Raw genomic sequence first — 19,363 nt, 5'->3', positions numbered from 1 at the left:
AAAAAGCCTTTGCAAACGGGGGAACCTAGTGTTTGCAAAGTGCATCAACAGATAGAAAAAGAGCCGGTAACAGTTGTTACCGGCTCTAATCTTCAAACAGATCCGCTTGTCGGGGATCTCGTAACTTCTGTGCCTGCCTTAGCACAGTTTGCCTGTGCACGCCAACCCGCCGTGCAACCTCATCAGCTGAGAGCCCGTCTGCAAGATAAGCTCTTATTCGCTGATGACTTAAAGCACGCATGCCCGCTGGACCAAGGGGAATGTCAAGGTAAATCCCTGCGGCCCTGTCACTACCATTTATGATCCTGTAGTGATCACAGATCTTCCTTGCAGCGTTCTCCCCCACAGTCTCCACCAGCCAGTGATCCCCTTTCGGGTACGCCGGAATAGACATGCGGCTACCGCCATAACGACGTGCAATTCTTATAGCCGCCTCCAGTCCAGCCACTTCACAGATCTCCTGAAGCACTTGTGGGAGAGTGTTCATCAGTGGGCCTCCCGCACCAAACAGGCGCGTACCTTCCTGCCCAGCGTATTCATTATGACAATCCAGTCCTTACCCTTTAGTGTATGCAGGTTGTCTTCGCCAACGATGGTCAATGTAATGTTGGCAAGGCTCTCATGAGACGCCATCACTTCACGGCTCTTGAGCAAAGCCACCTGAGCGCAGAAAACCTTGAACTCTGGACGGTTATAAACAGAAGGCAGGCTTTGATCGGTTCTCCAATCCACGCCTGCAGAGCGGGAGATCCAGCCCTTCAATGCATCAATCACCTTAGAACCGTCTTCTCCATCCACCCAATTGATGTGGTCGATCTTCGTTTGGCGCTTTACCCAGGCAAGCAAAGCCCTATCAGATCTATCCTGCACAATGCCAAGGTTCCAGGCTGACAGCCACAGCGCGACTGCCTTCTTGCCAAACACACCGCTGATCTGTGTGACACCTCGTGTTTCAGCGTTATGTCCCTTGACTTTTATGTGGTCCAAAACCTTGTCGCATTCGACCATCGTCAACCCCTTGGCAGAACGGCGACCAATGGACGCCTGCAAACAATCCCGAAGGGTATCATCATCAAGGTTGGCAGCCTTCTTCGCCGCATACAGGCGTTTGTGAGGGGTACTCATGAGGAAGCCTCCAGAGTTGGACTTGGTCTGCCTTGGTTTACGGCTGACGATAGACTGACGGTGTTCCCGGCTGCCATTCCCGCGGCAATTGCCCTTTGGTTTGTGGGCTCAAGTGGGCGGCGTTTGAACTCAGACAAACTTGGAAACAAATGTGGTAATGCAGCCTTGGCTCTGCCTCTTGCATCTTTACTTGCTTGATCTTCAAAGATCGAACGTAAGCGGTTGGAGAGCCGAAAAGTGAACCCCCATACATAATCACGGCAGGCTTGACGCTTAGACTTCAACAAGCGCAGACGACGATAATCACGGCTTTTTTTAAATTCTCTAACCCCACGTTTCAGTGCTCTGGCACACACAACATGTAGATACTCCGCAATATCCGGATACGGGTCCATACCAACATAAATGACTTTACTTTCGTCCATATCGCTGTGGTAAATGCATACGGTGTTCGTGCAATGGGCTATCACGTTCCATAGCCGATCTGCGCTACCATTTCCTTTGGTGCCGATATTGGCTGACTTCTGATCGATCCCGATCTCACTTTCAGATATACCGTGCTCCCGCATTAGGGATGCAACTTTCTCGGCTGCAGCAAGGGCTTCAGCCTCTGAACAGCCATTGGCCTTAGTCTTTTGTTTCAGCTTTGCGATTTTATCGCGGATGTTGTTGGCTTGTGTCATTGCATCACATCCTTCAGAAGCATCCCACCAACAAGCCGTTGGGCATGATGAGCACGGAAACCACGAGGCAAGCCGTCAATCAAATTGGTCTCGACCTTATAGTGTCCGATACCTTCCGCCTCGCGGCAGTAAACAACACGCCCCTCAACTACATATCCTTGATCTGCCCAATAAGCCTGGATAGCCTCAAGTTCGTCTTGCGCACAGGTGCGCATGAAATCGTGACTCGCTCCCATCACGCGCCTCCAAGATGTTCGCTGATAGTCTCGCAAAGACGCCTCAGCTCAGTATCGGAAAAGGTGACACCAGCCTCTCGATACTCACCGCTCATGTACTGCTGGCTGGTCACATTCATCTGAAAATGACCTTCAACAGTCGTCTTCACTTCAAGCCGGGCTTCACCATCAAAGTCATCGTAGAAGGTCTTTTCAACGGGTATTCTGCTCATCTCAAGACCTCTCTAAACACTTGCCAGATCCAACGAGATTGGCTTTTGCAAGCCGGTCATTGGATCACGCTCATAAACCCGAAGATAAGTCTTTGAACCTGTGACACGCACTGCATCGGAGATCGCATCCATCGCACGTTGCCAATCGTCGTCCTCAATGTTGGAACGTCGCAATCCGAGAACGCGGGTTGTCGAGATCTTGCCCTCCTTATCCACCTGGAAGGCATCATCAACCAACACTTGTAGGTTTTGGTTAGCCCCTTTGCTCCACTTGTTGATGCACTCATCAATCAAGGCCTTTGCGGCCTCCAGCTCCGGCCCAAAGCTGATATGCTCGGCAATCGCAACCTGAACACACAACGTGCCATCGTACGACATCAAGGTCATGTTGCCCTTCTTGCCGCCTTTCTTTGCGCCGTATTTCTCCGCAACAAGGTCCCGAAACGCCTGAACATTGCCAAGAGCATCCGCTTTGAACTTTGACAGCGCGGTGTTCAGGAACCGGGCCGAAGCCACAATCTCCTTCACAAGAGCATCCTCTTCCTGATGCTCCATCTTGATGGTCTCCAAGGGCACAAGTGCACCCTTGGCATTCTTCCAGTATTTGTCCGGATCAAGCATTTCGCTGGTCATTGGGAAAGTCCTGTCGCTTTAGGCTGTAAGGTCGGGTTGAATGGACTGGGGATGAGGTCGCGCCACAACGGGAAACAACACCACTGCCGGTGATTTGAGGTGGTCTTCATTGAGCCTGGGCACCTGCGCATTAGCCAGGTCAATGGCGTGCCCAAGAGCGCTCAAGAACGCATCTGCGCTTTCCTGCGAAAACGGCTCACCATGTTTGGTGTACTCACGAAACCAAACTTCAAGCGCTCTGAGCTGCCTGTTCAATGCAACGTTCATAGCTCTTCCCCCCCACGGTTCGACCAGGCCGCCCGGATCAGTTCTGCGTTGACAAGCCCGCCGCTTCCCATGGCCAGCATGTGAGCCAGCCGAACGGTCTTCGAAATCTGAGAAAGAGCTCCAGGCTTGCTTCCGATCAGACGCAGCATCTTGCAAGCATCCTCGTCTTCAATGCCCCATGCATCGACAATCACGTCGATATCCTTTTTGCTCGGCCGCATCTGACGCACCCGCATGCCGATCCGCCGATTGATCTGCGCATAAGCTGCCTTGGGCTTGGTCCCACCAAAACGAGTGTAGAGCTCTTCATTGCCGATCAGCGCAATGCCGCACTGGTAAATGTCAAGGAAGTGGCGCAACTGATTGACCGCGTTGTCATTAAGGTTCTGCGCCTCATCAATAATCAGCAGCGGCTTTCGCCCATTGCGTTGAACCCGCTCTCCAATGGCGCGCTCTCGCAAGGAAACGCTGCGCTCAAAAATCCCCATGCTCAAGCCGATCTCATTGAGCATGGTTCCCGGCGTTGCCGTTGTTGGCCGCATCGTTGCAAGATACGTGTGCGAATGGTTCTCCTGGTACTTGCGCACCGTGATGGATTTACCCATCCCAGCGCCCAGCACAATCACGACCATCTCAGGCATCGCCTGGGCAAACTGAAGCGCGCTCATTACCTTCTGAGAAGTCGGCGTCTCAACGTAATCGAGATCGTCAGGAATGCGCATTTCCGTTTGTTCAAATGCACGCTGGTTCTCGACAAACTGACTGACAGCCTCTGTGGTCTTGCCGTAGTCACCACGATACTTGCCAGACCACCACTCCGAAAACGTCGCAGCAGGAATACCCACCTCCCGGGCAAAGGCTGCCTTTGAAAACCCCTTGTTTTCCGCATACTTCTTCGCAGCAGTCCGGGCATCCAGCCACGCCCACTTCTGCTTTTCCGGTATCTCGGCTACCGGCTCAACCAAATCCCAGGCTTGTTTAATTCGATCAGACATGTTCTATTCCACTTGCTTGTGGTCCGTTTAGGACACTGTTGTTGGGGGGATGCGTGCAAGGCATCTCCTCAGCTATCTGCCCCGCTCTGGAAGGGCACAACGCGGTTACTAGCGTTACTCATGGCCGCCACAGCACGGCCAAAACTATCCGAAGCCTCATCATTCCACGCAGGACCATCAGGCACCGGGCGATCCTGCCCAACAGCCAGACGAACAACCCGCTGTTCAGGCAAGGCTTCACTTTCCATCTCAATCTTGGGCAGGAGATCCGCCACCTCCTGAATGTCGAGGCTCTTCTCAATGCTCTCAGCTTCACGCAGCGCTTTAAGGTACGCACGGCGCTTGCGGGCATGCTCACGCGCCGCATTGGTGTCGTTAAAGCCAACCGCTTCAATGCACTCAGCCGCGCACACAAACGACCCATCCAGCCGATAAACGAAGATCCCGTCATGCAAGTTGTCAGGGTCAAAGCGCACGATCATCTTTGACCCCGCATGCTCAACCATCACAGGAGCCCAATAACGGTTGCCATTGAGGTGGATTTCACCAGAAGGCCTGCGGGATTTCACACCCTCAGCCGCCATCAACCACAACCGGCGCTGCGCTTCAGAAGCCGTTCGAATGATTGTCGATGGGTCTTCCAGAGACTGCCGGAAGGCCTGCTCGAACGAGCGCCCCGCACACACGGCCGCACGACGCCCCTCACGGGTGTTATGGCGCACAATCTGTTCAGCAACATGCTGCTCGAACTCAGCAATGGGAATGGCCTTCGAGCCATAGTTCTCAGGCTTCGCCATCGGGTTGTTACCCGTATAGGCCCCGGCGCATTTCGGGTGTTTGGCAATCTCCTCACACAGATCACGGAACGCCCGTTCAATCGGCTTGGATTGGCCTGAATACGGCGTGGTCCAGTGCACTGTCACACCAAGAGTGGTCAAAATGCCCGCCGGGTCTTCATCCTTCACCTTGAACCGGAAACGGTTCTTCATCCGGCCAGTAATCCACTTGGAGGCAAAGCCGCGACCATTGTCCAGATAGATCGTATCGGGGATGCCAAAGCTCTCCACCATGTCCCCAATCGCAAGGCGCACCGCGTCCTTGTTTTCCGACTTCTGGATGCGGTGAGAGAGCATCTTGCCCGAATAAAGATCCTGCAGGGCCAGCATCAAAGGGCGGCCAATGCTGCCATCCTCAAAGCGAACAAACACATCGAACTTGTGTCCATCCGCGTTCACCGCCTCCATGGCATGGAACACAGACCGATCACGGGTTTGCGCCGGATAAAGCTGCTTTGCCGCGTCCTTACCTTCCCGCGAAAGCACAATCGCCCCCGCAGGCACTTCCCGCTCAATGCGTCGCTTCAAGGTCTTCGCACTGGGGATAGGAGCCCAGCCATGCTCAACAGCCGCTTCACTCATGCGCCGGTAGCACGCCGCAAACCCCGGCTTCTCAGGGCGAAGATAATCCGCCTTCAGCATCTCATAGGCCGCAGGATGACAGTCCGCCGTCACAGTCCTGCCAGGGTGCTTGGGCGCAAGCACAGCCAACCAGTCTTCCCTGGCATAGCCATGCGTCAGCTTCTCCCAGTTCCACAAGGTGGAAGAGCTGATGCCCGTCTCCTGGGACACGAACGCCACCGCGTGCGTCTTGTTCATGCCGCCCCGATACATGGTGTCTATGCGAGCAACCACGCTCAACCGGTCCTTGGCCTCCTGCTTCTTCTTGGCAGAAAGGCGCTCATAGTTGGCCCATGCCTCGCTGGTTGCCGCGCCCTTTTCCTTGATCTTGATCGTACCGGCCTGCGCCAGAAGCTTGGCCTGCACGCACGCAGGCAACAGGCTCACATGGTACTCATAGCCACCACCCTGGCCCTCACGTTCCCGGCAACGGTCACCATGGTTCCGCCAGCCTTCGCGTTCAATCAAACGGCTCATTCCCATTTCAGTCTCAGGCCACCCTGAAACACGGACACCGATCATCTCAGAGACATCAAACCATTCTTTCAGCATCACCGTCTCCGCCTTCTGCGCAGGTCCACCGGGTCATTCTTCAAATCCTTCAAAAGCTGCTGGCTCTCCCGGATCTGCTGTTCAAGCACCCCAATCTGGGCAAGCCGCGCCTCTTCCCCCTCCATAAGGGTCAGGCCATCATCCTCAACCACCCGCTGCCACAGCCAGTTGCACCCCGTCGCCTTCACAAATGCCTTGAACCGCAGCAGGCTGATCTGGTGCGCCTCCGAACTCTCAGAGGTGTACTTGTCCAGCATCGCCTTGGAGAACTTGGGCAAGCCCAGAATGGCACTCATCCGCGCCGCCACTTCCTCACGGCTCTTGCTGCACTCCTTCAAGGCAAGGCTCATGTCCCGCTTCAGCCTGGAAGAAAAGTCCATGCACTCAATGTCAGCCTTGGGCGTGCGCACCGGAAAGAGCTGCTGCACGGGCTGGCCATCCCCGCCAAACATTTCAAATTGGCGCTCATCCGCAGGCCGTCTTGATCTGGATCTTGAGCGGGCCATGGCACTAGTCCTTCACCTTGGCATCAAGAACAGCCTCAGAGGCCTCAAGCCCAAGCGCCTCCAGAAAACGGCGGCGCGGCTTGCGCCCCAGCCGGTTCCAACTGGCCAGCAAGGCGCGATAGTGCTTCTCATCCTCGCTTGTCGGCGCAGCGCTCTGCTTCATGGACAGCAGCACCTCAGCCTCGGAAACCTTCTTGGCCTGCCCATCAGCAATGGCTTGCAGCACCGCTTTTTGCGCCGCAGGCTCCTTCTTGGCCAGCGCCTCAAGTTCCTTCCCGCTTTCGGCAAGGCCGGTCTGGCGCACTAGATCAATCACATCAGGCGACAGCCTGGAGATGATTGCGACAGCTCTGCGAATAGAGCGCTCCGAGAGCCCGGTTTTCTCCGCCGCCGCCTTCGAAAATCGAGTGGCCAAGTTGGCCACTTGATTTTTCTCTTTGAAATCAGCGCTCTTGACGTCCCCACCATGCTTGGTGTCCGGATACAGTTCCTCATGAACCTTCTTGCGCTCATTCAAAAAGATGGCGCGATCAAGCGGCGACAACTCGCGCCGCATCAGGTTCTCATCAATCTCAATCAACCGGGCTTCAAGATCCGAGGCCTCCACAAGGCTGACCGAAATCTCTTCCCAGCCAAGCCGCTCGGCCGCCGCCAGGCGGTGTGCGCCCGCCACAAGCTCTGTCTGCTTGCTGCGTCCTCGCTTGACCTCACGAACCACAATGGGCTCCTTAAGGCCGATCTCGTCCATCGAGGCGGCAAGAACCTCGATCCAGTCCCCGTGGACCGGGCGTAAACGCTCAGGAACAACAATGTCTTTCAAGGGCAAGTGAGACATATCAAATCACATCAATTTCTGATTGTTTTTTGGGAGGCAAAATCTTTTGGTAGAGTGGCTGCGACGCTGATGGGCAGCGCCGCAACCTTTACCGCCATGTGGCAACAACACACGGAGATAAATCTCATGAAATCCAAGCTGATTAGCCTCAGCGAACGGATGAACGCTGTTAGTTCAAAAGGAGGTGAGACAATGTGGTATCTCGCATTTGGAGACATCATTCTGGAGATGTTCAAAGAACAACCATCGATTTCTCGTGAAGAGGTGAAGGCAAAGCTGGAAGACCTTGCAGCAGAAGAAACAGACATGCTTATGAAAAGCATGTATGCCGAAGCAGCCAAACAGTTAGCCTTCAGAACTGGAAAAGCGTAGGACATAGCAAGCCTTTAAGCTCCTGTGATCTGACGGCTCCGCTGCCCCACACGGGAGGAAGCAGGACAGCGAAGCCGAAGTCTCCTAAACTCAAAGATGCAAACCAAACGAGTCACAGGAGAACGTTGAAATGAAAATCTCTATAAAGGACCCAAGTTATTGGCCCTTGCTCGCGCTCACACATGCGCTTGTCGATAAAGGCGTTATCACGCCAAACGAAATCAGCGATATGTGTGAGACGATGAAACAGTTTCATCGAGACTTATCTGCAGCTCTGAACGAGCCGCCTCACGAAACAGCCTTAAAAACTCTTTCCTCTTACCAGAACATCCTCCAAAGTCTGGATGCTGGACCGTCTGCTGTTCATGATTTTTTACGGTTGCGACCTGAGGATCTTGAACCAGTCCCTGATGATGGCGAACTTTAGACAGTACGATCATCTCATTCCCTCCTGTCGCGTCGGCTTTGGGGGATTAAAAGCAGCTTCAGCTCTACCCTTAGCTTCCAGCTCTTCCAGTTTCCTGCGGGCCTCATGCAGCGTCATCCGATCACCGGCTCTTATTTTCATTGCTGCCGAAACCAAAATCAGACACACAATGAAGCCCGCCCATTGCATGGCGGCGCTGTTCGCCAGTAATCCGGGCCCAAAGAGGATTGCGACAAAGAAAGCAATCACGGCGAACTGCCGAAACAACGACGGCTTTCGCGACTGTGCATCATCAATGATGGTAATGGTGAGGTCACTCATATTAAGCTCCCCCGTGGGCTTCGTGCAGCGTCATCCGATCATCAGCACCAGGCAGCATGCTCACCTTGCTCACTTGCCAGGCTGGCACGTAGGCGGGTTGATCTTTGGTCAGTTCTTCTGCCCAGAAGCTGGCCGCTTCCCGGCGCTCAAACACTTTCGCCTCACCAGCATTGGCGCTGGTCTTCGGCATCTGGACTGGCTGCCCCAGGCTCGGGGCATCAACCAGATACACAAAGCCGGGGGCCAGGCTGTACTGGCGCACGACAAAGCCAATCGTCATCATGCCGCCACCCCGCATGTCAGTTCAGAGCCGCCGTTTGGACGTGGACTGAGAATTGGCTGTGTGCGATAGTTCTCCAAGGGTTGAGGGCTCAGCCGCTCACCTGTAGAACCGTCATAACGGCTAGGCCAAATGTTTTGAGGAGGAAGACCGAGAACTTCAGACAAAGCCTTTTCACCACCGGGGTGAGGTTGGCGTGCAGTGTTAACGGCAGTTCCCTTGGGAAGGCCATAGGTCTCATCAACATAGCGATAAGACCGTCCCGCCTTTCGTAAGAGAAACAGGATCTCCGCAGAGTCCATGTCGTCTTGCTTGTGCGTCATAAGTGCCTCTAAATCAACGACAATCAAAAGGGTGCAGCCTTGCGATTGTCTTTTTTGAAGCAACTGCTTCTATTTAAATACAAAAGGATATTGATAGATTTCCATCTTTAAGTAAACGGCAAAAGATGGATTTCTGTGCTTATCTATCTATGGCGCGTATTGCACAATCGAAAACCCAATTAGGTCAAAGGCTTATCGACGTACGCGGCGACGAAAAACGTGTGGACTATTGCAAGCGTTTGGGGTTATCGCCCCACACATATCGTGATTATGAAACGGGAAAGAGCCTCCCGAATGCAGACGTTCTTAAAGCAATCGCCAAAGCACACGACCTATCATTGAACTGGCTTATTCTCGGTGAAGGCCCCATGCGCCTGGATGAGCAAGAAACAGCGCGGCCAACCAGTATGGACAAAGAGTTCTTTGCCCGCGTGCTGGAGGTCGTTGGCCGCACCTATAAGGAAGTGGGGGCCCGCATCACAGAGCGCGACCTGGCACGCCTGTCCATGGATAAATACGAAGAATACATTGCCATGGCGGAAGATCCCCAAGACGACGAAGAGCGCCAAGCGCTCATGAGCCTGCTTCACAAGCGCCTCAAGAAACAACTCACCACCGCACCTGCTGAAGACACATCCAGCAAACGCCAGGCTTGAGGTTACTCCTCACGGCGAAGTTCCCATATCTTCCGTCAGGGTTTGCAACAAGCAACTACGCACATCCAAAAGCTGCAAAAGCCTTCCGCACACCCGTTTCAAGCATAATCTGGGCTGCGTTCCTGAGGTTTCTCGAAGGTCTTTCGAAGGCCCTCTGACAGAGCGTTCGAAGCCAGAGCGTCCCCAGCCAGGCAAAATGGGAGCCAGCGCACCAAAACCCGTGAATTCGGCAAAATCCTTCAGAATTTGATTAATCTTCTCAAAAGCCAAATCCTTCAAAAACGGCAGAACTCTGCCGCTAATGGAAGTCTAACAAAATGTTAGACTTCTCTGATTGTTTGCGGGGCTGGAGAGAGCAGCTGCAGAAGGTTTGAACACTTGGAAAAATGGCGGTAATCTGCGGTTTCGAACGGCCTTCGAAGCCTCGAACGTGACACTCAACAGCAACCTTCGAACTCCAAATCCAAGTGTCCAACTGCCAGTTTACTCTAAAAACAAGTGTCCATTGGAGCACTCGGAATAGACATCTTTTAATGTCAATTTCTTTCACGAAATCAGAGATATAACCGCCAAAGACCGCCTAATCCCGGATATTCCCGTCTACTCCAAGTTCAAGTGTCTCCCTACACGCATGCAACAAAACACCTGCTCCCGCACTCGCAGGAACAGGTGTGTTCTTTGACAATCTAATAAAACTAGGGAGCTTGGTCGTCCGTTGCACAACGGGTCGTAGCTGGGACCGGGCTCGGTTGGCAGTTATCTCGCCTTTGGAACCCGCTTGAGCTCCACAACCTTCCCGTCCTGAAGAGTAATGCAACGGTCCATCTTCGCTGCAAGGTCCATGTTGTGGGTCGCAAGCAAGGCGGCCACGCCTGAGGCTTTTACCAATGCGCGCAAAGCGTCAAAAACATACGCGGATGTCTTGGGATCCAGATTTCCAGTTGGCTCATCTGCCAAAAGGATGCGCGGCGCGTTGGCCACGGCACGCGCAATGGCAACCCGCTGCTGCTCACCGCCCGACAATTCTGATGGGCGATGGGTTTCCCGATCTTGCAGGCGCATGTACTTCAACAATTGTCTGGATCGCTCTTCGGCATCCTTGCGCGCCAAGCCATTTATCATCTGCGGCATGGCAATGTTTTCAAGCGCCGTGAACTCGGGAAGCAACTGGTGAAACTGATAGACGAAACCGACTTCCGTACGGCGTATGGCCGTTCGGTCATCATCGCCGAGTGATCCACAAGCCCGCCCACCAACATAGACTTCGCCTGAATCTGGCTTCTCCAACAGCCCGGCAATATGCATCAAGGTCGATTTGCCTGAGCCAGAAGGCGCCACAAGCGCAACAAGGTCACCTTCATAAAGATCAAGATCGGCCCCTTTGAGGATCTCTAAAATGCCATGCGCCTCCGAGAAGCTGCGATAGACACTCCTCAAGCTCAAAGCAACGCGGCGGTCTTGCTGTTCCGAGGAAAAGCTTTTCTTCATCGGCGCATTCATTATTCGTACCTCAGCGCTTCAACAGGATCGAGGCGCGCTGCGCGCCACGCCGGGTAGATTGTAGCAAGAAAGCTCAAGCCAAGCGCCATTGCCACAACTGCCAATGTCTCTGTGGAGTCCATTTCTGCTGGCAACTTGGATAGAAAGTAAAGCTCTGGTGAAAACAGCTCAGTACGGGTCAGCCAGGATATGCCTTGCCGGATGCTTTCGATGTTCCAACAAACAACAGTACCCAACGCAACACCGGCAATGGTTCCAAAGGTGCCGATACTGGCCCCCGTGATCACAAAGACACGCATCACGGCGCCTCGGGTGGCGCCCATCGTGCGCAGGACCGCAATGTCCCGCCCCTTGTCTTTCACCAGCATAGTCATTCCGGAGATGATGTTCAAAGCGGCGACCAACACGATCAGCGTCAGGATAAGGAACATCACGTTCCGCTCGACCTCCAGCGCTGAAAAGAATGTCATGTTGCGCTGCCGCCAATCAGTAACAAAAGACGGCCGTCCAGCGCCTTCTTCCACCGCCTTGCGCACCGCGCCCACATTGTCAGGATCATCGGCATAGACTTCTACACCGGTCGCGACACCTTCAAGGTTGAAATAAAGCTGGGCTTCTTCAAAAGGCATGAAGGCAATGGTGCCATCATATTCGCTCATGCCAATTTCGAAGAGCGCGACAACCGGATAGGCCTTTACACGGGGCGTCATACCCATCGGCGTTATGGCCCCGCGCGGTGTGATCACACGGATCGGATCTCCCACCGAAACGCCAAGGGAACGCGCCAGACGCGTGCCGATGGCAATGCCCTGGCCCTCATCAAACCCTTCAAGGGTGCCCACCTTTATGTTTTGAGAAACAAGTGGCAGTTTGTCGAGATCACTTTTGCGCACGCCGCGAAACAGAGCACCGAGGTCTGCGGCAGGCCCTGATACCATTGCCTGACCTTCCACAAACGGCATGGCAAAGCGCACGCCATCCAGCCCTTCAAGGCGGCCTGTCACAGCATCAAAGTCATCCAGTCGCGAGTCGATTGGCTGGAGCAGCACATGGCCATTGATCCCAAGGATCTTAGTGAGAAGCTCAGCCCGGAAGCCATTCATGACCGCCATCACAATGATCAGCGTTGCAACGCCCAAGGTGATGCCCAAAAAGGAAAAGCCCGCAATCACGGAGATAAAGGTCTCCTTGCGCCGGGATCGCAGATATCGGCCCGCCAGCATCCACTCGAACGCCGCAAATGGGCGTGTTGCACGGGTGAGCTGCTCCGTTTGTGTTTGAGCCGTCATCTTGCTTCCGCACTCCCCTGATCAGGCGCTCTGCACGCGGCAGAGCAGGATATGAACGCATACGAACAGAAATCGCGCCAATCACATGGCGCGATTCCTTTAACCTGAAGTTTAATCAGCTTTGTGTCCGAACCGCAGCAATCAACTTTTCTGCTGCCGCTTCTGGGGACAACATCTCACGTTCTCCAGTTGCGCGGTTTTTCACTTCGACTTCGCCAGTCTTCAGTCCGCGCGGTCCAACGATCACCTGATACGGCAGACCAATGAGATCCATCCCAGCAAATTTGGCACCTGCACGGGTGTCACGATCATCATAAAGCACTTCAACGCCGGCAGCCTCAAGCTGCTTGTAAAGGCTTTCGCAGGCTTCATCAGCTTCGCTGCCCGGCTTCATGTTGATGAGACCAACATGGAAAGGTGCCACAGACATCGGCCAGATGATGCCATCATCATCATGATTGGCCTCAATCAACGCAGCCATCAAACGGGACACGCCTACACCGTAGGACCCCATGTGAACAGGCACCTCAACGCCCTCGGAGTTGGTCACCTTGGCACCCATTGGCTCTGAATACTTGGTGCCGAAGTAGAAGATGTGCCCCACTTCGATACCGCGAGCAGATACTTGCTTGTCGTCGCCGACGGCTGCAAATGCCTCTTCGTCATGCATCTCATCGGTTGCAGCATAAGGGGTGGTCCAATCCGTGATGATTGGGCTGAGATCAGAGTCAAAGTCTGTGTCTTCAGCTGGGATAGGCAGATCAAGGATGTCCTTGTTCAGGAACACCTCGCTCTCACCGGTTGAGGCAAGAATGATGAACTCGTGTGACAGATCCCCCCCAATCGGGCCGGTATCCGCCTTCATTGGAATGGCCTTCAAGCCCATTCGGTCAAAGGTGCGCAGGTAGGCAACAAACATGCGGTTGTAGGCATGGCGTGCAGATTCCTGATCAAGATCAAACGAATATGCATCCTTCATCAGGAACTCGCGGCCGCGCATTACACCAAAACGAGGACGTACCTCGTCGCGGAATTTCCACTGGATGTGGTAGAGGTTCAGCGGCAGATCCTTGTAGGACCGGACGTAGCTGCGGAAAATGTCCGTAATCATCTCTTCATTGGTCGGCCCAAACAGCATGTCACGCTCATGGCGGTCCGTAATGCGAAGCATTTCCTTGCCATAAGCTTCATAGCGCCCACTTTCGCGCCACAAATCTGCAGACTGAATGGTCGGCATCAATAGCTCCACAGCGCCCGCACGGTTCTGCTCTTCTTCCACAATGCGCTGGATCTTCATCAAAACCCGATAGCCCAGAGGCAACCAAGCATAGATCCCGGCGGACTGCTGACGCAGCATACCAGCGCGCAACATGAGACGGTGGGATACAATCTCCGCTTCTTTCGGAGTTTCCTTCAGGATCGGCAGGAAATATCGGGACAAACGCATCGGTTGAACTCTTGAAGTTTGGTTAGCCTTGAACGATAGGCACTCAAAGCAAACCCGCTGAGAAAAGACAAGCCCTGATGTTGAAATGGGCGGTGTTAGCGGCGTTTTACCAGCTGAAAACGTCTGGGCACAGCCCCTTTCCCCGCGCGTTGAGCTTGGTCAACAGTCACTTTTTTTGCTTAAAATTTGGGCAGGATTAAAGATTAGGCCACCAGCTACTAAATAATGACAAACTCGTGTCACCTTGTTATATTCCTGTCAATAAAAAGATCTGGGGTTGAAAAACACCCGGATAGCATCGCGGTCTGAGTCTTGGGAGGAAGGCCTTCTGGCGCACGCTTGAAGCGGTTGCAGCCGGCGTCAACAAACGGCGCAAACGAAGGCAAGTAGACGCGGAACTTTTTGATGAGCAAGGCTTTTTAAGCCTTGCTTTTTTTTGTCCTGATGAAGCTAGTTCATGTAGCGACCGGCGAAATCAAGAATTTGCGTTCCCATTCCTGATTCCAAAACGTAATAAACCGCCACGAACAATGCCGTGGTCACAATTGTGTTAGCGATCACCTTGCGCAGCATCAACGGGTGCGCCGGCGCACTTTCCGCACTTCCCGGCACCACATCCTCGCCCAGCTCATCTGCTGTTCGCACACCAAAGGGCAGGATCGCCAGAAACAGGATCCACCACATCATGAAATAGATCGCAAGGCCCAACGCCAGTGACACGCTTATCCCCTCTTCCTAACTGTTGGCTTCAAGCTTCTTCCAGCTCGGTCAAGGTGCCGAGGAAATCTTTCGGGTGCAGAAACAAAACCGGCTTGCCGTGGGCGCCGATCTTGGGGTTCCCATCCCCCAGAATGCGATAGCCCTGCGCCACCAGCTTGTCGCGTGCCGCCACAATGTCCTCCACCTCATAGCACACGTGGTGGATACCACCGGCGGGATTGCGCTCCACAAAGGAAGTGATGGGAGAGTTCTCGCCAAGCGGCTCCAGAAGCTCAATCTTGGTATTGGGTAATTCAATGAACACCGTGGACACGCCATGCTCCGGCTGCGCCACCTTCTCAGAAGCAACGCCCCCCAGCCCATCGCGATAAACCTTCAGGCCGTCGTCCATATTGGCAACGGCAATGGCCACATGATTCAGCCGCCCTATCATCGTTCTCCTCCCGAAAACCAGTGTTAGATGGACCAGATTTCGGGAGAAATGTCCAGCGCCCCATACGTTCTAGTGCGTATATGTCGCGGATAGAAGCTTACACCTTGCGCACCAGGGCGCGGCACAACGGCTTCTTGCCCCAATGTTCGACAACGGCATAGCGCGCGGCCCGGCGTGCCGCCTCGGTTACAAGATCAACATCCTTGCGCCGTGGTTTGGGAATGCTGATCACGGCCCCATAAACGGCTTCATGCACCAGATCCTCAAAAGGATCTCCATCCCGGTTGAACTCCGGAATGCCGAAGAGCACCACATCGATGTCGCCATGCAGCTCCCCCTTGGAGCTAACTGCCAACGACACCACAACAGTGCCCGCAAACGAAAGCTTGCGACGTTCCTGAACGCCAGCCTCTTCCGGCAGCATCAACAGATCACCATCACGCACCATGATGCCGACGGGCGCTTCGTCGATCACCTGCAACGGCCCCGGAGCAAGGCGCACCATGTCGCCGTCCTTGATGATCTTCACATCCTTCACGCCCTTGGAAAGCGCAAAGTCCTTGTGACAGGCCAAATGCAGCGCCTCCCCGTGGACGGGGATCACCTTCCTCGGCTTCAAAAGGTTGTAAAGCTGATCCAGCTCACCGCGGCGTGGGTGACCGGAAACATGCACAAGCGCATCCCGGTCGGTAATCACCTTCAAGCCTTGTGACACCAAAGAGTTGATCACCGTGTTTACGGCCTTCTCATTGCCCGGAATGGTTCGAGACGAGAAAATCACGGTGTCCCCGGAAGTCAGCGCGATCTGGCGGTGATTGTCCGCCGCAATGCGTGCCATCGCCGCCCGGTTTTCCCCTTGCGACCCGGTGCAAATCATCACCACCTTGTCCCGAGGAAAGTGGCCATAGGCCTCTTCATCACGAAACGGCGGCAAGCCATCCAGATAGCCCAGTTCCTTGGCAACCTCGATCACCCGCAGCATGGAGCGCCCCACCACCACGATCTCACGTTCCGCTGCTGCAGCCGCTTCGGCCACGGCGCGGATGCGCGCCACGTTGGAGGCAAAGGTGGTCACCGCCACACGGCCGGTCGCTTCCTTGATAATCCGTGTCAGTTCCGCCTGTACTTCCGCTTCACTGGGGCTCACGCCATCGCGCACGGCATTGGTGCTGTCGCAAATCAGGGCGTCAACACCCTCCTCTCCCAGCTCCCGCAGCCGGTCCATATCCATGGATTTGCCGACACCCGGTGTGGGGTCAATCTTCCAGTCGCCAGAGTGCACCACCATCTGCCCATTGGCGCGAATGGCAAGGCCACACGGCTCGGGGATCGAGTGGGTCATGGTCAAAAGCTCAACGTCGAACGGCCCGATGTTGAGACGCTCGCCTTGATTGACAATGGTGACCGGAATGTCCACCTGCTCGCCGTCAACGCCATATTTTGCCTCCAGCAAACCGGCGGCAAATGGCGTGGCATATACGGGCGCCTCAACAAGGTTCCAGATGTACGGCAGCGCACCATAGTGGTCTTCATGGGCGTGCGTAATCACGATACCGGCAATACGGCTGCGTTCTTCCTGCAAGAAACGAATATCCGGCAGCACAAGATCAACGCCCGGCAGCTCGGGCCCGGCAAAAGAAACGCCAAAGTCAACGACCAGCCAAGTGCGGTCATCTTCGGGGCCCATACCATAAAGGCCAAGGTTCATCCCGATTTCGCCAACGCCCCCGAGGGGCAAAAACACGAGCTGATTTTCGCTCGACATATTGAATTACCTTTCCAAACGTCCTGAAACGGTCTCGGGCAGCCCGAATAACGGCGCCGGACGAGACAGCCACATGCTTGATGCAGCCATGCTTCAGGAAAAAAACACGTCTCCTGCGGAAACCAGCCGCGTTTCGCCGCTGTCCATCTTCAGGATCAACCGGCCGAAATGATCGATATCGACAAAGCGTCCGCTGAATTCTTCCCGGGTCAGGCGCACACGTATCTGCTCCCCAACCCCAATGGCGCGTTCCAGCCAAGCCTTTCGCACCACATCAAAGCCATTTGGCTTGGACCAAGTGCCCAGCCAATGCTCGAAACTTTCTGCCAGTTTCAAAAACAACAAGTCTGCATTGCACTGGAAGCCCAAGCTGCGCAAGTCCGTTGTTTTATAAAGGCCAAGGTCCGGGTGGTGAACAACATTCACGCCAAAACCGCAGACCAGATAGAACCCATAGGAGGAATGGCTTTCACTCTCAAGCAAAATTCCTGAAATCTTAGCCCCATTGATGAGAAGATCATTGGGCCATTTCAGCTCTACCAGATGGGTCACGCCGCAGGCTTTTTCCACCGCATCCGCCAGAGAAAGCGCAGCAACGAATGGAAATTGCACCGCCGTCTCATCCAGCTTGTCAAAGCGCAGCAGTACGGAAGCAAACAGGTTGCCTCGGTCAGAGGTCCACGCACGGCCCCTTCGGCCACGTCCCTCGGTCTGCTCTTCAGCTCGCAGCCAAAGGTGGCCGGGGTGCCCCTGCCTGGCAAGATCGATGCCATAGCTATTGGTGGACCCAATGCTATCGTAATGTTCAAAAGTAAAGCCCGGTGCAGATGACACCGGGCCCTTGTCTCGTAAATGCAATTTAGTCTGGCTCATTTAGAACAGCGTATTTGCAGCAGCGCTTGCTGCCTCAACAATTGGTCCGGGTACCAGAATAAATAGACAAATAACGGCGCTGGAGATACCCAAAACAATCTTCATTTCACCGGACATTGGCAGGAACTCATCTGAAGGCTCATCAAAGAACATCACCTTGATGACACGCAGATAGTAGTAACAGCCGACAACACTGGTCAGGATACCGATGATTGCAAGGGGGTAGAGCCCTGCTTCAACCGCTGCGATGAACACGTAAAACTTGGCAAAGAACCCGATGAATGGCGGGATACCAGCCAGGGAGAACATGATGAACGCCAGCAGAATGGCCATTGGCAGGTTGGTGCGCGACAAACCGGAAAGGTCCGCAATCTCCTCCACCATGCCGCCCTTGCGGCGCATGGAAAGGATGCAGGCGAACGCGCCAAGGGTCATTGCCAGATAGGCGGTCATGTAAACAATCACGCCCTCAACGCCAACAGCCGTGCCAGCGGCCAGACCAACCATGGCATAGCCCATATGACCGATGGAGGAATACGCCATCAGTCGCTTGATGTTCTTCTGGCCAATTGCAGCGAAGGAACCCAGAGCCATGGACATGATCGCCATGAACACGATGATCTGCTGCCAATCCAGCAGAACACCGCCAAGCGCTTCCACCAGCACACGCACCATCATGCCAAACGCCGCAATCTTTGGCGCAGCCGCGAAGAACGCGGTCACAGGGGTTGGCGCGCCCTCGTAAACATCAGGGGTCCACATGTGGAACGGCACGGCAGAGATCTTGAATGCAAGGCCCGCCAGCATGAACACGATACCGAACACCAGCCCCAGAGACGCACGCTCAGTGGTCAAAGTTTCAGCAATCGCAGAGAACTCGATCTGGCCGGTAAAGCCATAGATGAAGGACATGCCGTAAAGCAGCATACCGGAAGAAAGCGCACCGAGCACAAAGTACTTCAGGCCCGCTTCCGTGGACCGCACGGAGTCCCGGTTGATTGCCGCAACCACATAAAGCGCCAGAGACTGAAGCTCCAGACCCAGATACATGGAAATCAGGTCGCCCGCAGAAAGCATCATCATCATGCCGAGCGTCGCCAGCAGAATGAGGATTGGGTACTCAAAGCGGTCAAAGTTCTGAGAGCGGGCATATGCCACGGACATGGCAATGGCAAAGCCCGAACCGATCAGAACCAGAACCTTCATGTAACGGGAAAAAGCATCCTGTACGAAGGAACCGTTGAACACCTCGCCGTAGTTCGGCGAGACGACCAGCATCAAACCGGCAATGGCCAACAGGGCAACACACATCCCCGTCACCACGGAGGTGGAGCGATTGCCCCCGAAGGCGCCAACCATCAACAAAACCAGCGCACCCACCGCCAGAAGCAGCTCCGGAAAGACCGGGGCGAGATCGCTAAATTGTAAAATCTCAGCTTGCATGGTGTCAGTGTCC

At 54.5% G+C, this 19,363-nt stretch carries 25 protein-coding genes; 3 read left to right on the top strand and 22 right to left on the bottom strand.

The window, feature by feature from the left end:
- Positions 1–85 precede the first annotated feature (85 nt).
- From PUV47_RS01330 to PUV47_RS01280, 11 genes are all read right to left on the bottom strand, one after another.
- Positions 86–487, bottom strand: a complete 402-nt coding sequence (locus PUV47_RS01330) for a hypothetical protein (RefSeq protein ID WP_274216647.1) — start codon at positions 485–487, stop codon at positions 86–88.
- On the bottom strand, positions 487–1,125 hold the full coding sequence (locus PUV47_RS01325; protein WP_274216646.1) for a regulatory protein GemA: 639 nt from the start codon (positions 1,123–1,125) through the stop codon (positions 487–489). The genes PUV47_RS01330 and PUV47_RS01325 overlap by 1 nt, the downstream gene beginning before the upstream one ends.
- Entirely contained in the window at positions 1,122–1,808 is a 687-nt protein-coding gene (locus tag PUV47_RS01320; protein WP_274216645.1) for a DUF7168 domain-containing protein, read from the bottom strand. The genes PUV47_RS01325 and PUV47_RS01320 overlap by 4 nt, the downstream gene beginning before the upstream one ends.
- Complete coding sequence (locus PUV47_RS01315) at positions 1,805–2,044, bottom strand: hypothetical protein (RefSeq protein ID WP_274216644.1); 240 nt, start codon at positions 2,042–2,044, stop codon at positions 1,805–1,807. Before PUV47_RS01315 ends, PUV47_RS01320 begins: the two co-directional genes overlap by 4 nt.
- On the bottom strand, positions 2,044–2,256 hold the full coding sequence (locus PUV47_RS01310) for a hypothetical protein (protein WP_274216643.1): 213 nt from the start codon (positions 2,254–2,256) through the stop codon (positions 2,044–2,046). The genes PUV47_RS01315 and PUV47_RS01310 overlap by 1 nt, the downstream gene beginning before the upstream one ends.
- A 12-nt stretch (positions 2,257–2,268) precedes the next feature.
- Positions 2,269–2,889 (bottom strand): DUF3164 family protein, encoded by a 621-nt coding sequence (locus tag PUV47_RS01305; RefSeq protein ID WP_274216642.1) that lies wholly within the window; start codon positions 2,887–2,889, stop codon positions 2,269–2,271.
- An 18-nt stretch (positions 2,890–2,907) separates the two neighbouring features.
- Positions 2,908–3,156: a hypothetical protein gene (locus PUV47_RS01300; protein ID WP_274216641.1), complete on the bottom strand. Its 249-nt coding sequence runs from the start codon at positions 3,154–3,156 to the stop codon at positions 2,908–2,910.
- Positions 3,153–4,151: an AAA family ATPase gene (locus PUV47_RS01295; protein WP_274216640.1), complete on the bottom strand. Its 999-nt coding sequence runs from the start codon at positions 4,149–4,151 to the stop codon at positions 3,153–3,155. The genes PUV47_RS01300 and PUV47_RS01295 overlap by 4 nt, the downstream gene beginning before the upstream one ends.
- Before the next feature lie 68 nt (positions 4,152–4,219).
- A complete protein-coding gene (locus PUV47_RS01290) occupies positions 4,220–6,160 on the bottom strand; it encodes a transposase domain-containing protein (protein WP_274216639.1) in 1,941 nt (646 codons plus the stop codon).
- The gene (locus PUV47_RS01285; protein ID WP_274216638.1) at positions 6,160–6,666 is read right to left on the bottom strand and encodes a hypothetical protein; all 507 of its coding nucleotides are present in this window, start codon (positions 6,664–6,666) and stop codon (positions 6,160–6,162) included. The genes PUV47_RS01290 and PUV47_RS01285 overlap by 1 nt, the downstream gene beginning before the upstream one ends.
- 4 nt (positions 6,667–6,670) lie before the next feature.
- On the bottom strand, positions 6,671–7,501 hold the full coding sequence (locus PUV47_RS01280; protein ID WP_274216637.1) for a ParB/RepB/Spo0J family partition protein: 831 nt from the start codon (positions 7,499–7,501) through the stop codon (positions 6,671–6,673).
- Between PUV47_RS01280 and PUV47_RS01275 the strand changes: the two genes are divergently transcribed.
- Entirely contained in the window at positions 7,493–7,873 is a 381-nt protein-coding gene (locus tag PUV47_RS01275) for a hypothetical protein (protein WP_274216636.1), read from the top strand. The two genes, PUV47_RS01280 and PUV47_RS01275, sit on opposite strands and share 9 nt — an antisense overlap.
- A 130-nt stretch (positions 7,874–8,003) precedes the next feature.
- Positions 8,004–8,300 carry a hypothetical protein gene (locus PUV47_RS01270; protein ID WP_274216635.1) on the top strand — a complete coding sequence of 99 codons (297 nt, stop codon included), beginning with the start codon at positions 8,004–8,006 and terminating at the stop codon, positions 8,298–8,300.
- 9 nt (positions 8,301–8,309) lie between these two features.
- Here PUV47_RS01270 and PUV47_RS01265 read toward each other — a convergent pair whose 3' ends face one another.
- From PUV47_RS01265 to PUV47_RS01255, 3 genes are read right to left on the bottom strand one after another with little or no spacing between them, the layout of a single operon-like run.
- The gene (locus tag PUV47_RS01265; RefSeq protein WP_274216634.1) at positions 8,310–8,621 is read right to left on the bottom strand and encodes a hypothetical protein; all 312 of its coding nucleotides are present in this window, start codon (positions 8,619–8,621) and stop codon (positions 8,310–8,312) included.
- Position 8,622: 1 nt separating this feature from the next.
- Positions 8,623–8,904: a hypothetical protein gene (locus PUV47_RS01260; protein ID WP_274216633.1), complete on the bottom strand. Its 282-nt coding sequence runs from the start codon at positions 8,902–8,904 to the stop codon at positions 8,623–8,625.
- Complete coding sequence (locus PUV47_RS01255) at positions 8,901–9,224, bottom strand: helix-turn-helix domain-containing protein (protein ID WP_274216632.1); 324 nt, start codon at positions 9,222–9,224, stop codon at positions 8,901–8,903. The genes PUV47_RS01260 and PUV47_RS01255 overlap by 4 nt, the downstream gene beginning before the upstream one ends.
- A 125-nt stretch (positions 9,225–9,349) precedes the next feature.
- Between PUV47_RS01255 and PUV47_RS01250 the strand changes: the two genes are divergently transcribed.
- Entirely contained in the window at positions 9,350–9,880 is a 531-nt protein-coding gene (locus PUV47_RS01250) for a helix-turn-helix transcriptional regulator (protein WP_337994489.1), read from the top strand.
- Between the two features lie 756 nt (positions 9,881–10,636).
- Here PUV47_RS01250 and PUV47_RS01245 read toward each other — a convergent pair.
- The 8 genes from PUV47_RS01245 to nuoN form a co-directional block, all read right to left on the bottom strand.
- Entirely contained in the window at positions 10,637–11,368 is a 732-nt protein-coding gene (locus PUV47_RS01245; RefSeq protein WP_274216630.1) for an ABC transporter ATP-binding protein, read from the bottom strand.
- A gap of 11 nt (positions 11,369–11,379) precedes the next feature.
- Positions 11,380–12,669: a lipoprotein-releasing ABC transporter permease subunit gene (locus PUV47_RS01240; RefSeq protein ID WP_274216629.1), complete on the bottom strand. Its 1,290-nt coding sequence runs from the start codon at positions 12,667–12,669 to the stop codon at positions 11,380–11,382.
- A 115-nt stretch (positions 12,670–12,784) separates the two neighbouring features.
- Positions 12,785–14,116, bottom strand: a complete 1,332-nt coding sequence (proS, locus tag PUV47_RS01235; RefSeq protein ID WP_274216628.1) for a proline--tRNA ligase — start codon at positions 14,114–14,116, stop codon at positions 12,785–12,787.
- Between the two features lie 450 nt (positions 14,117–14,566).
- A complete protein-coding gene (locus PUV47_RS01230) occupies positions 14,567–14,836 on the bottom strand; it encodes a DUF1467 family protein (protein WP_274216627.1) in 270 nt (89 codons plus the stop codon).
- A 28-nt stretch (positions 14,837–14,864) separates the two neighbouring features.
- Positions 14,865–15,269: a methylmalonyl-CoA epimerase gene (gene mce / locus PUV47_RS01225; protein ID WP_274216626.1), complete on the bottom strand. Its 405-nt coding sequence runs from the start codon at positions 15,267–15,269 to the stop codon at positions 14,865–14,867.
- A gap of 97 nt (positions 15,270–15,366) precedes the next feature.
- Complete coding sequence (locus PUV47_RS01220) at positions 15,367–17,034, bottom strand: ribonuclease J (protein ID WP_274216625.1); 1,668 nt, start codon at positions 17,032–17,034, stop codon at positions 15,367–15,369.
- Between the two features lie 93 nt (positions 17,035–17,127).
- Positions 17,128–17,907, bottom strand: coding sequence for a biotin--[acetyl-CoA-carboxylase] ligase (locus PUV47_RS01215; protein WP_274216624.1), 780 nt, complete (start codon positions 17,905–17,907; stop codon positions 17,128–17,130).
- A complete protein-coding gene (gene nuoN, locus PUV47_RS01210; protein WP_274216623.1) occupies positions 17,908–19,350 on the bottom strand; it encodes an NADH-quinone oxidoreductase subunit NuoN in 1,443 nt (480 codons plus the stop codon).
- Positions 19,351–19,363: the final 13 nt, after the last annotated feature.

It is taken from the genome of Pseudovibrio exalbescens (assembly GCF_028737195.1).
Taxonomy (GTDB): Bacteria; Pseudomonadota; Alphaproteobacteria; order Rhizobiales; family Stappiaceae; genus Pseudovibrio; species Pseudovibrio zosterae.
This window is presented reverse-complemented; position numbering and strand designations above follow the sequence as displayed.

What these genes read in the sequence shown, in the direction of transcription:
- PUV47_RS01330 (WP_274216647.1), bottom strand. Translation starts at nt 487, where the DNA reads ATGAACACTCTCCCACAAGTGCTTCAGGAGATCTGTGAAGTGGCTGGA.
- PUV47_RS01325 (WP_274216646.1), bottom strand. Translation starts at nt 1,125, where the DNA reads ATGAGTACCCCTCACAAACGCCTGTATGCGGCGAAGAAGGCTGCCAAC.
- PUV47_RS01320 (WP_274216645.1), bottom strand. Translation starts at nt 1,808, where the DNA reads ATGACACAAGCCAACAACATCCGCGATAAAATCGCAAAGCTGAAACAA.
- PUV47_RS01315 (WP_274216644.1), bottom strand. Translation starts at nt 2,044, where the DNA reads ATGGGAGCGAGTCACGATTTCATGCGCACCTGTGCGCAAGACGAACTT.
- PUV47_RS01310 (WP_274216643.1), bottom strand. Translation starts at nt 2,256, where the DNA reads ATGAGCAGAATACCCGTTGAAAAGACCTTCTACGATGACTTTGATGGT.
- PUV47_RS01305 (WP_274216642.1), bottom strand. Translation starts at nt 2,889, where the DNA reads ATGACCAGCGAAATGCTTGATCCGGACAAATACTGGAAGAATGCCAAG.
- PUV47_RS01300 (WP_274216641.1), bottom strand. Translation starts at nt 3,156, where the DNA reads ATGAACGTTGCATTGAACAGGCAGCTCAGAGCGCTTGAAGTTTGGTTT.
- PUV47_RS01295 (WP_274216640.1), bottom strand. Translation starts at nt 4,151, where the DNA reads ATGTCTGATCGAATTAAACAAGCCTGGGATTTGGTTGAGCCGGTAGCC.
- PUV47_RS01290 (WP_274216639.1), bottom strand. Translation starts at nt 6,160, where the DNA reads ATGCTGAAAGAATGGTTTGATGTCTCTGAGATGATCGGTGTCCGTGTT.
- PUV47_RS01285 (WP_274216638.1), bottom strand. Translation starts at nt 6,666, where the DNA reads ATGGCCCGCTCAAGATCCAGATCAAGACGGCCTGCGGATGAGCGCCAA.
- PUV47_RS01280 (WP_274216637.1), bottom strand. Translation starts at nt 7,501, where the DNA reads ATGTCTCACTTGCCCTTGAAAGACATTGTTGTTCCTGAGCGTTTACGC.
- PUV47_RS01270 (WP_274216635.1), top strand. Translation starts at nt 8,004, where the DNA reads ATGAAAATCTCTATAAAGGACCCAAGTTATTGGCCCTTGCTCGCGCTC.
- PUV47_RS01265 (WP_274216634.1), bottom strand. Translation starts at nt 8,621, where the DNA reads ATGAGTGACCTCACCATTACCATCATTGATGATGCACAGTCGCGAAAG.
- PUV47_RS01260 (WP_274216633.1), bottom strand. Translation starts at nt 8,904, where the DNA reads ATGATGACGATTGGCTTTGTCGTGCGCCAGTACAGCCTGGCCCCCGGC.
- PUV47_RS01255 (WP_274216632.1), bottom strand. Translation starts at nt 9,224, where the DNA reads ATGACGCACAAGCAAGACGACATGGACTCTGCGGAGATCCTGTTTCTC.
- PUV47_RS01250 (WP_337994489.1), top strand. Translation starts at nt 9,350, where the DNA reads ATGGATTTCTGTGCTTATCTATCTATGGCGCGTATTGCACAATCGAAA.
- PUV47_RS01245 (WP_274216630.1), bottom strand. Translation starts at nt 11,368, where the DNA reads ATGAAGAAAAGCTTTTCCTCGGAACAGCAAGACCGCCGCGTTGCTTTG.
- PUV47_RS01240 (WP_274216629.1), bottom strand. Translation starts at nt 12,669, where the DNA reads ATGACGGCTCAAACACAAACGGAGCAGCTCACCCGTGCAACACGCCCA.
- proS (WP_274216628.1), bottom strand. Translation starts at nt 14,116, where the DNA reads ATGCGTTTGTCCCGATATTTCCTGCCGATCCTGAAGGAAACTCCGAAA.
- mce (WP_274216626.1), bottom strand. Translation starts at nt 15,269, where the DNA reads ATGATAGGGCGGCTGAATCATGTGGCCATTGCCGTTGCCAATATGGAC.
- PUV47_RS01220 (WP_274216625.1), bottom strand. Translation starts at nt 17,034, where the DNA reads ATGTCGAGCGAAAATCAGCTCGTGTTTTTGCCCCTCGGGGGCGTTGGC.
- PUV47_RS01215 (WP_274216624.1), bottom strand. Translation starts at nt 17,907, where the DNA reads ATGAGCCAGACTAAATTGCATTTACGAGACAAGGGCCCGGTGTCATCT.
- nuoN (WP_274216623.1), bottom strand. Translation starts at nt 19,350, where the DNA reads ATGCAAGCTGAGATTTTACAATTTAGCGATCTCGCCCCGGTCTTTCCG.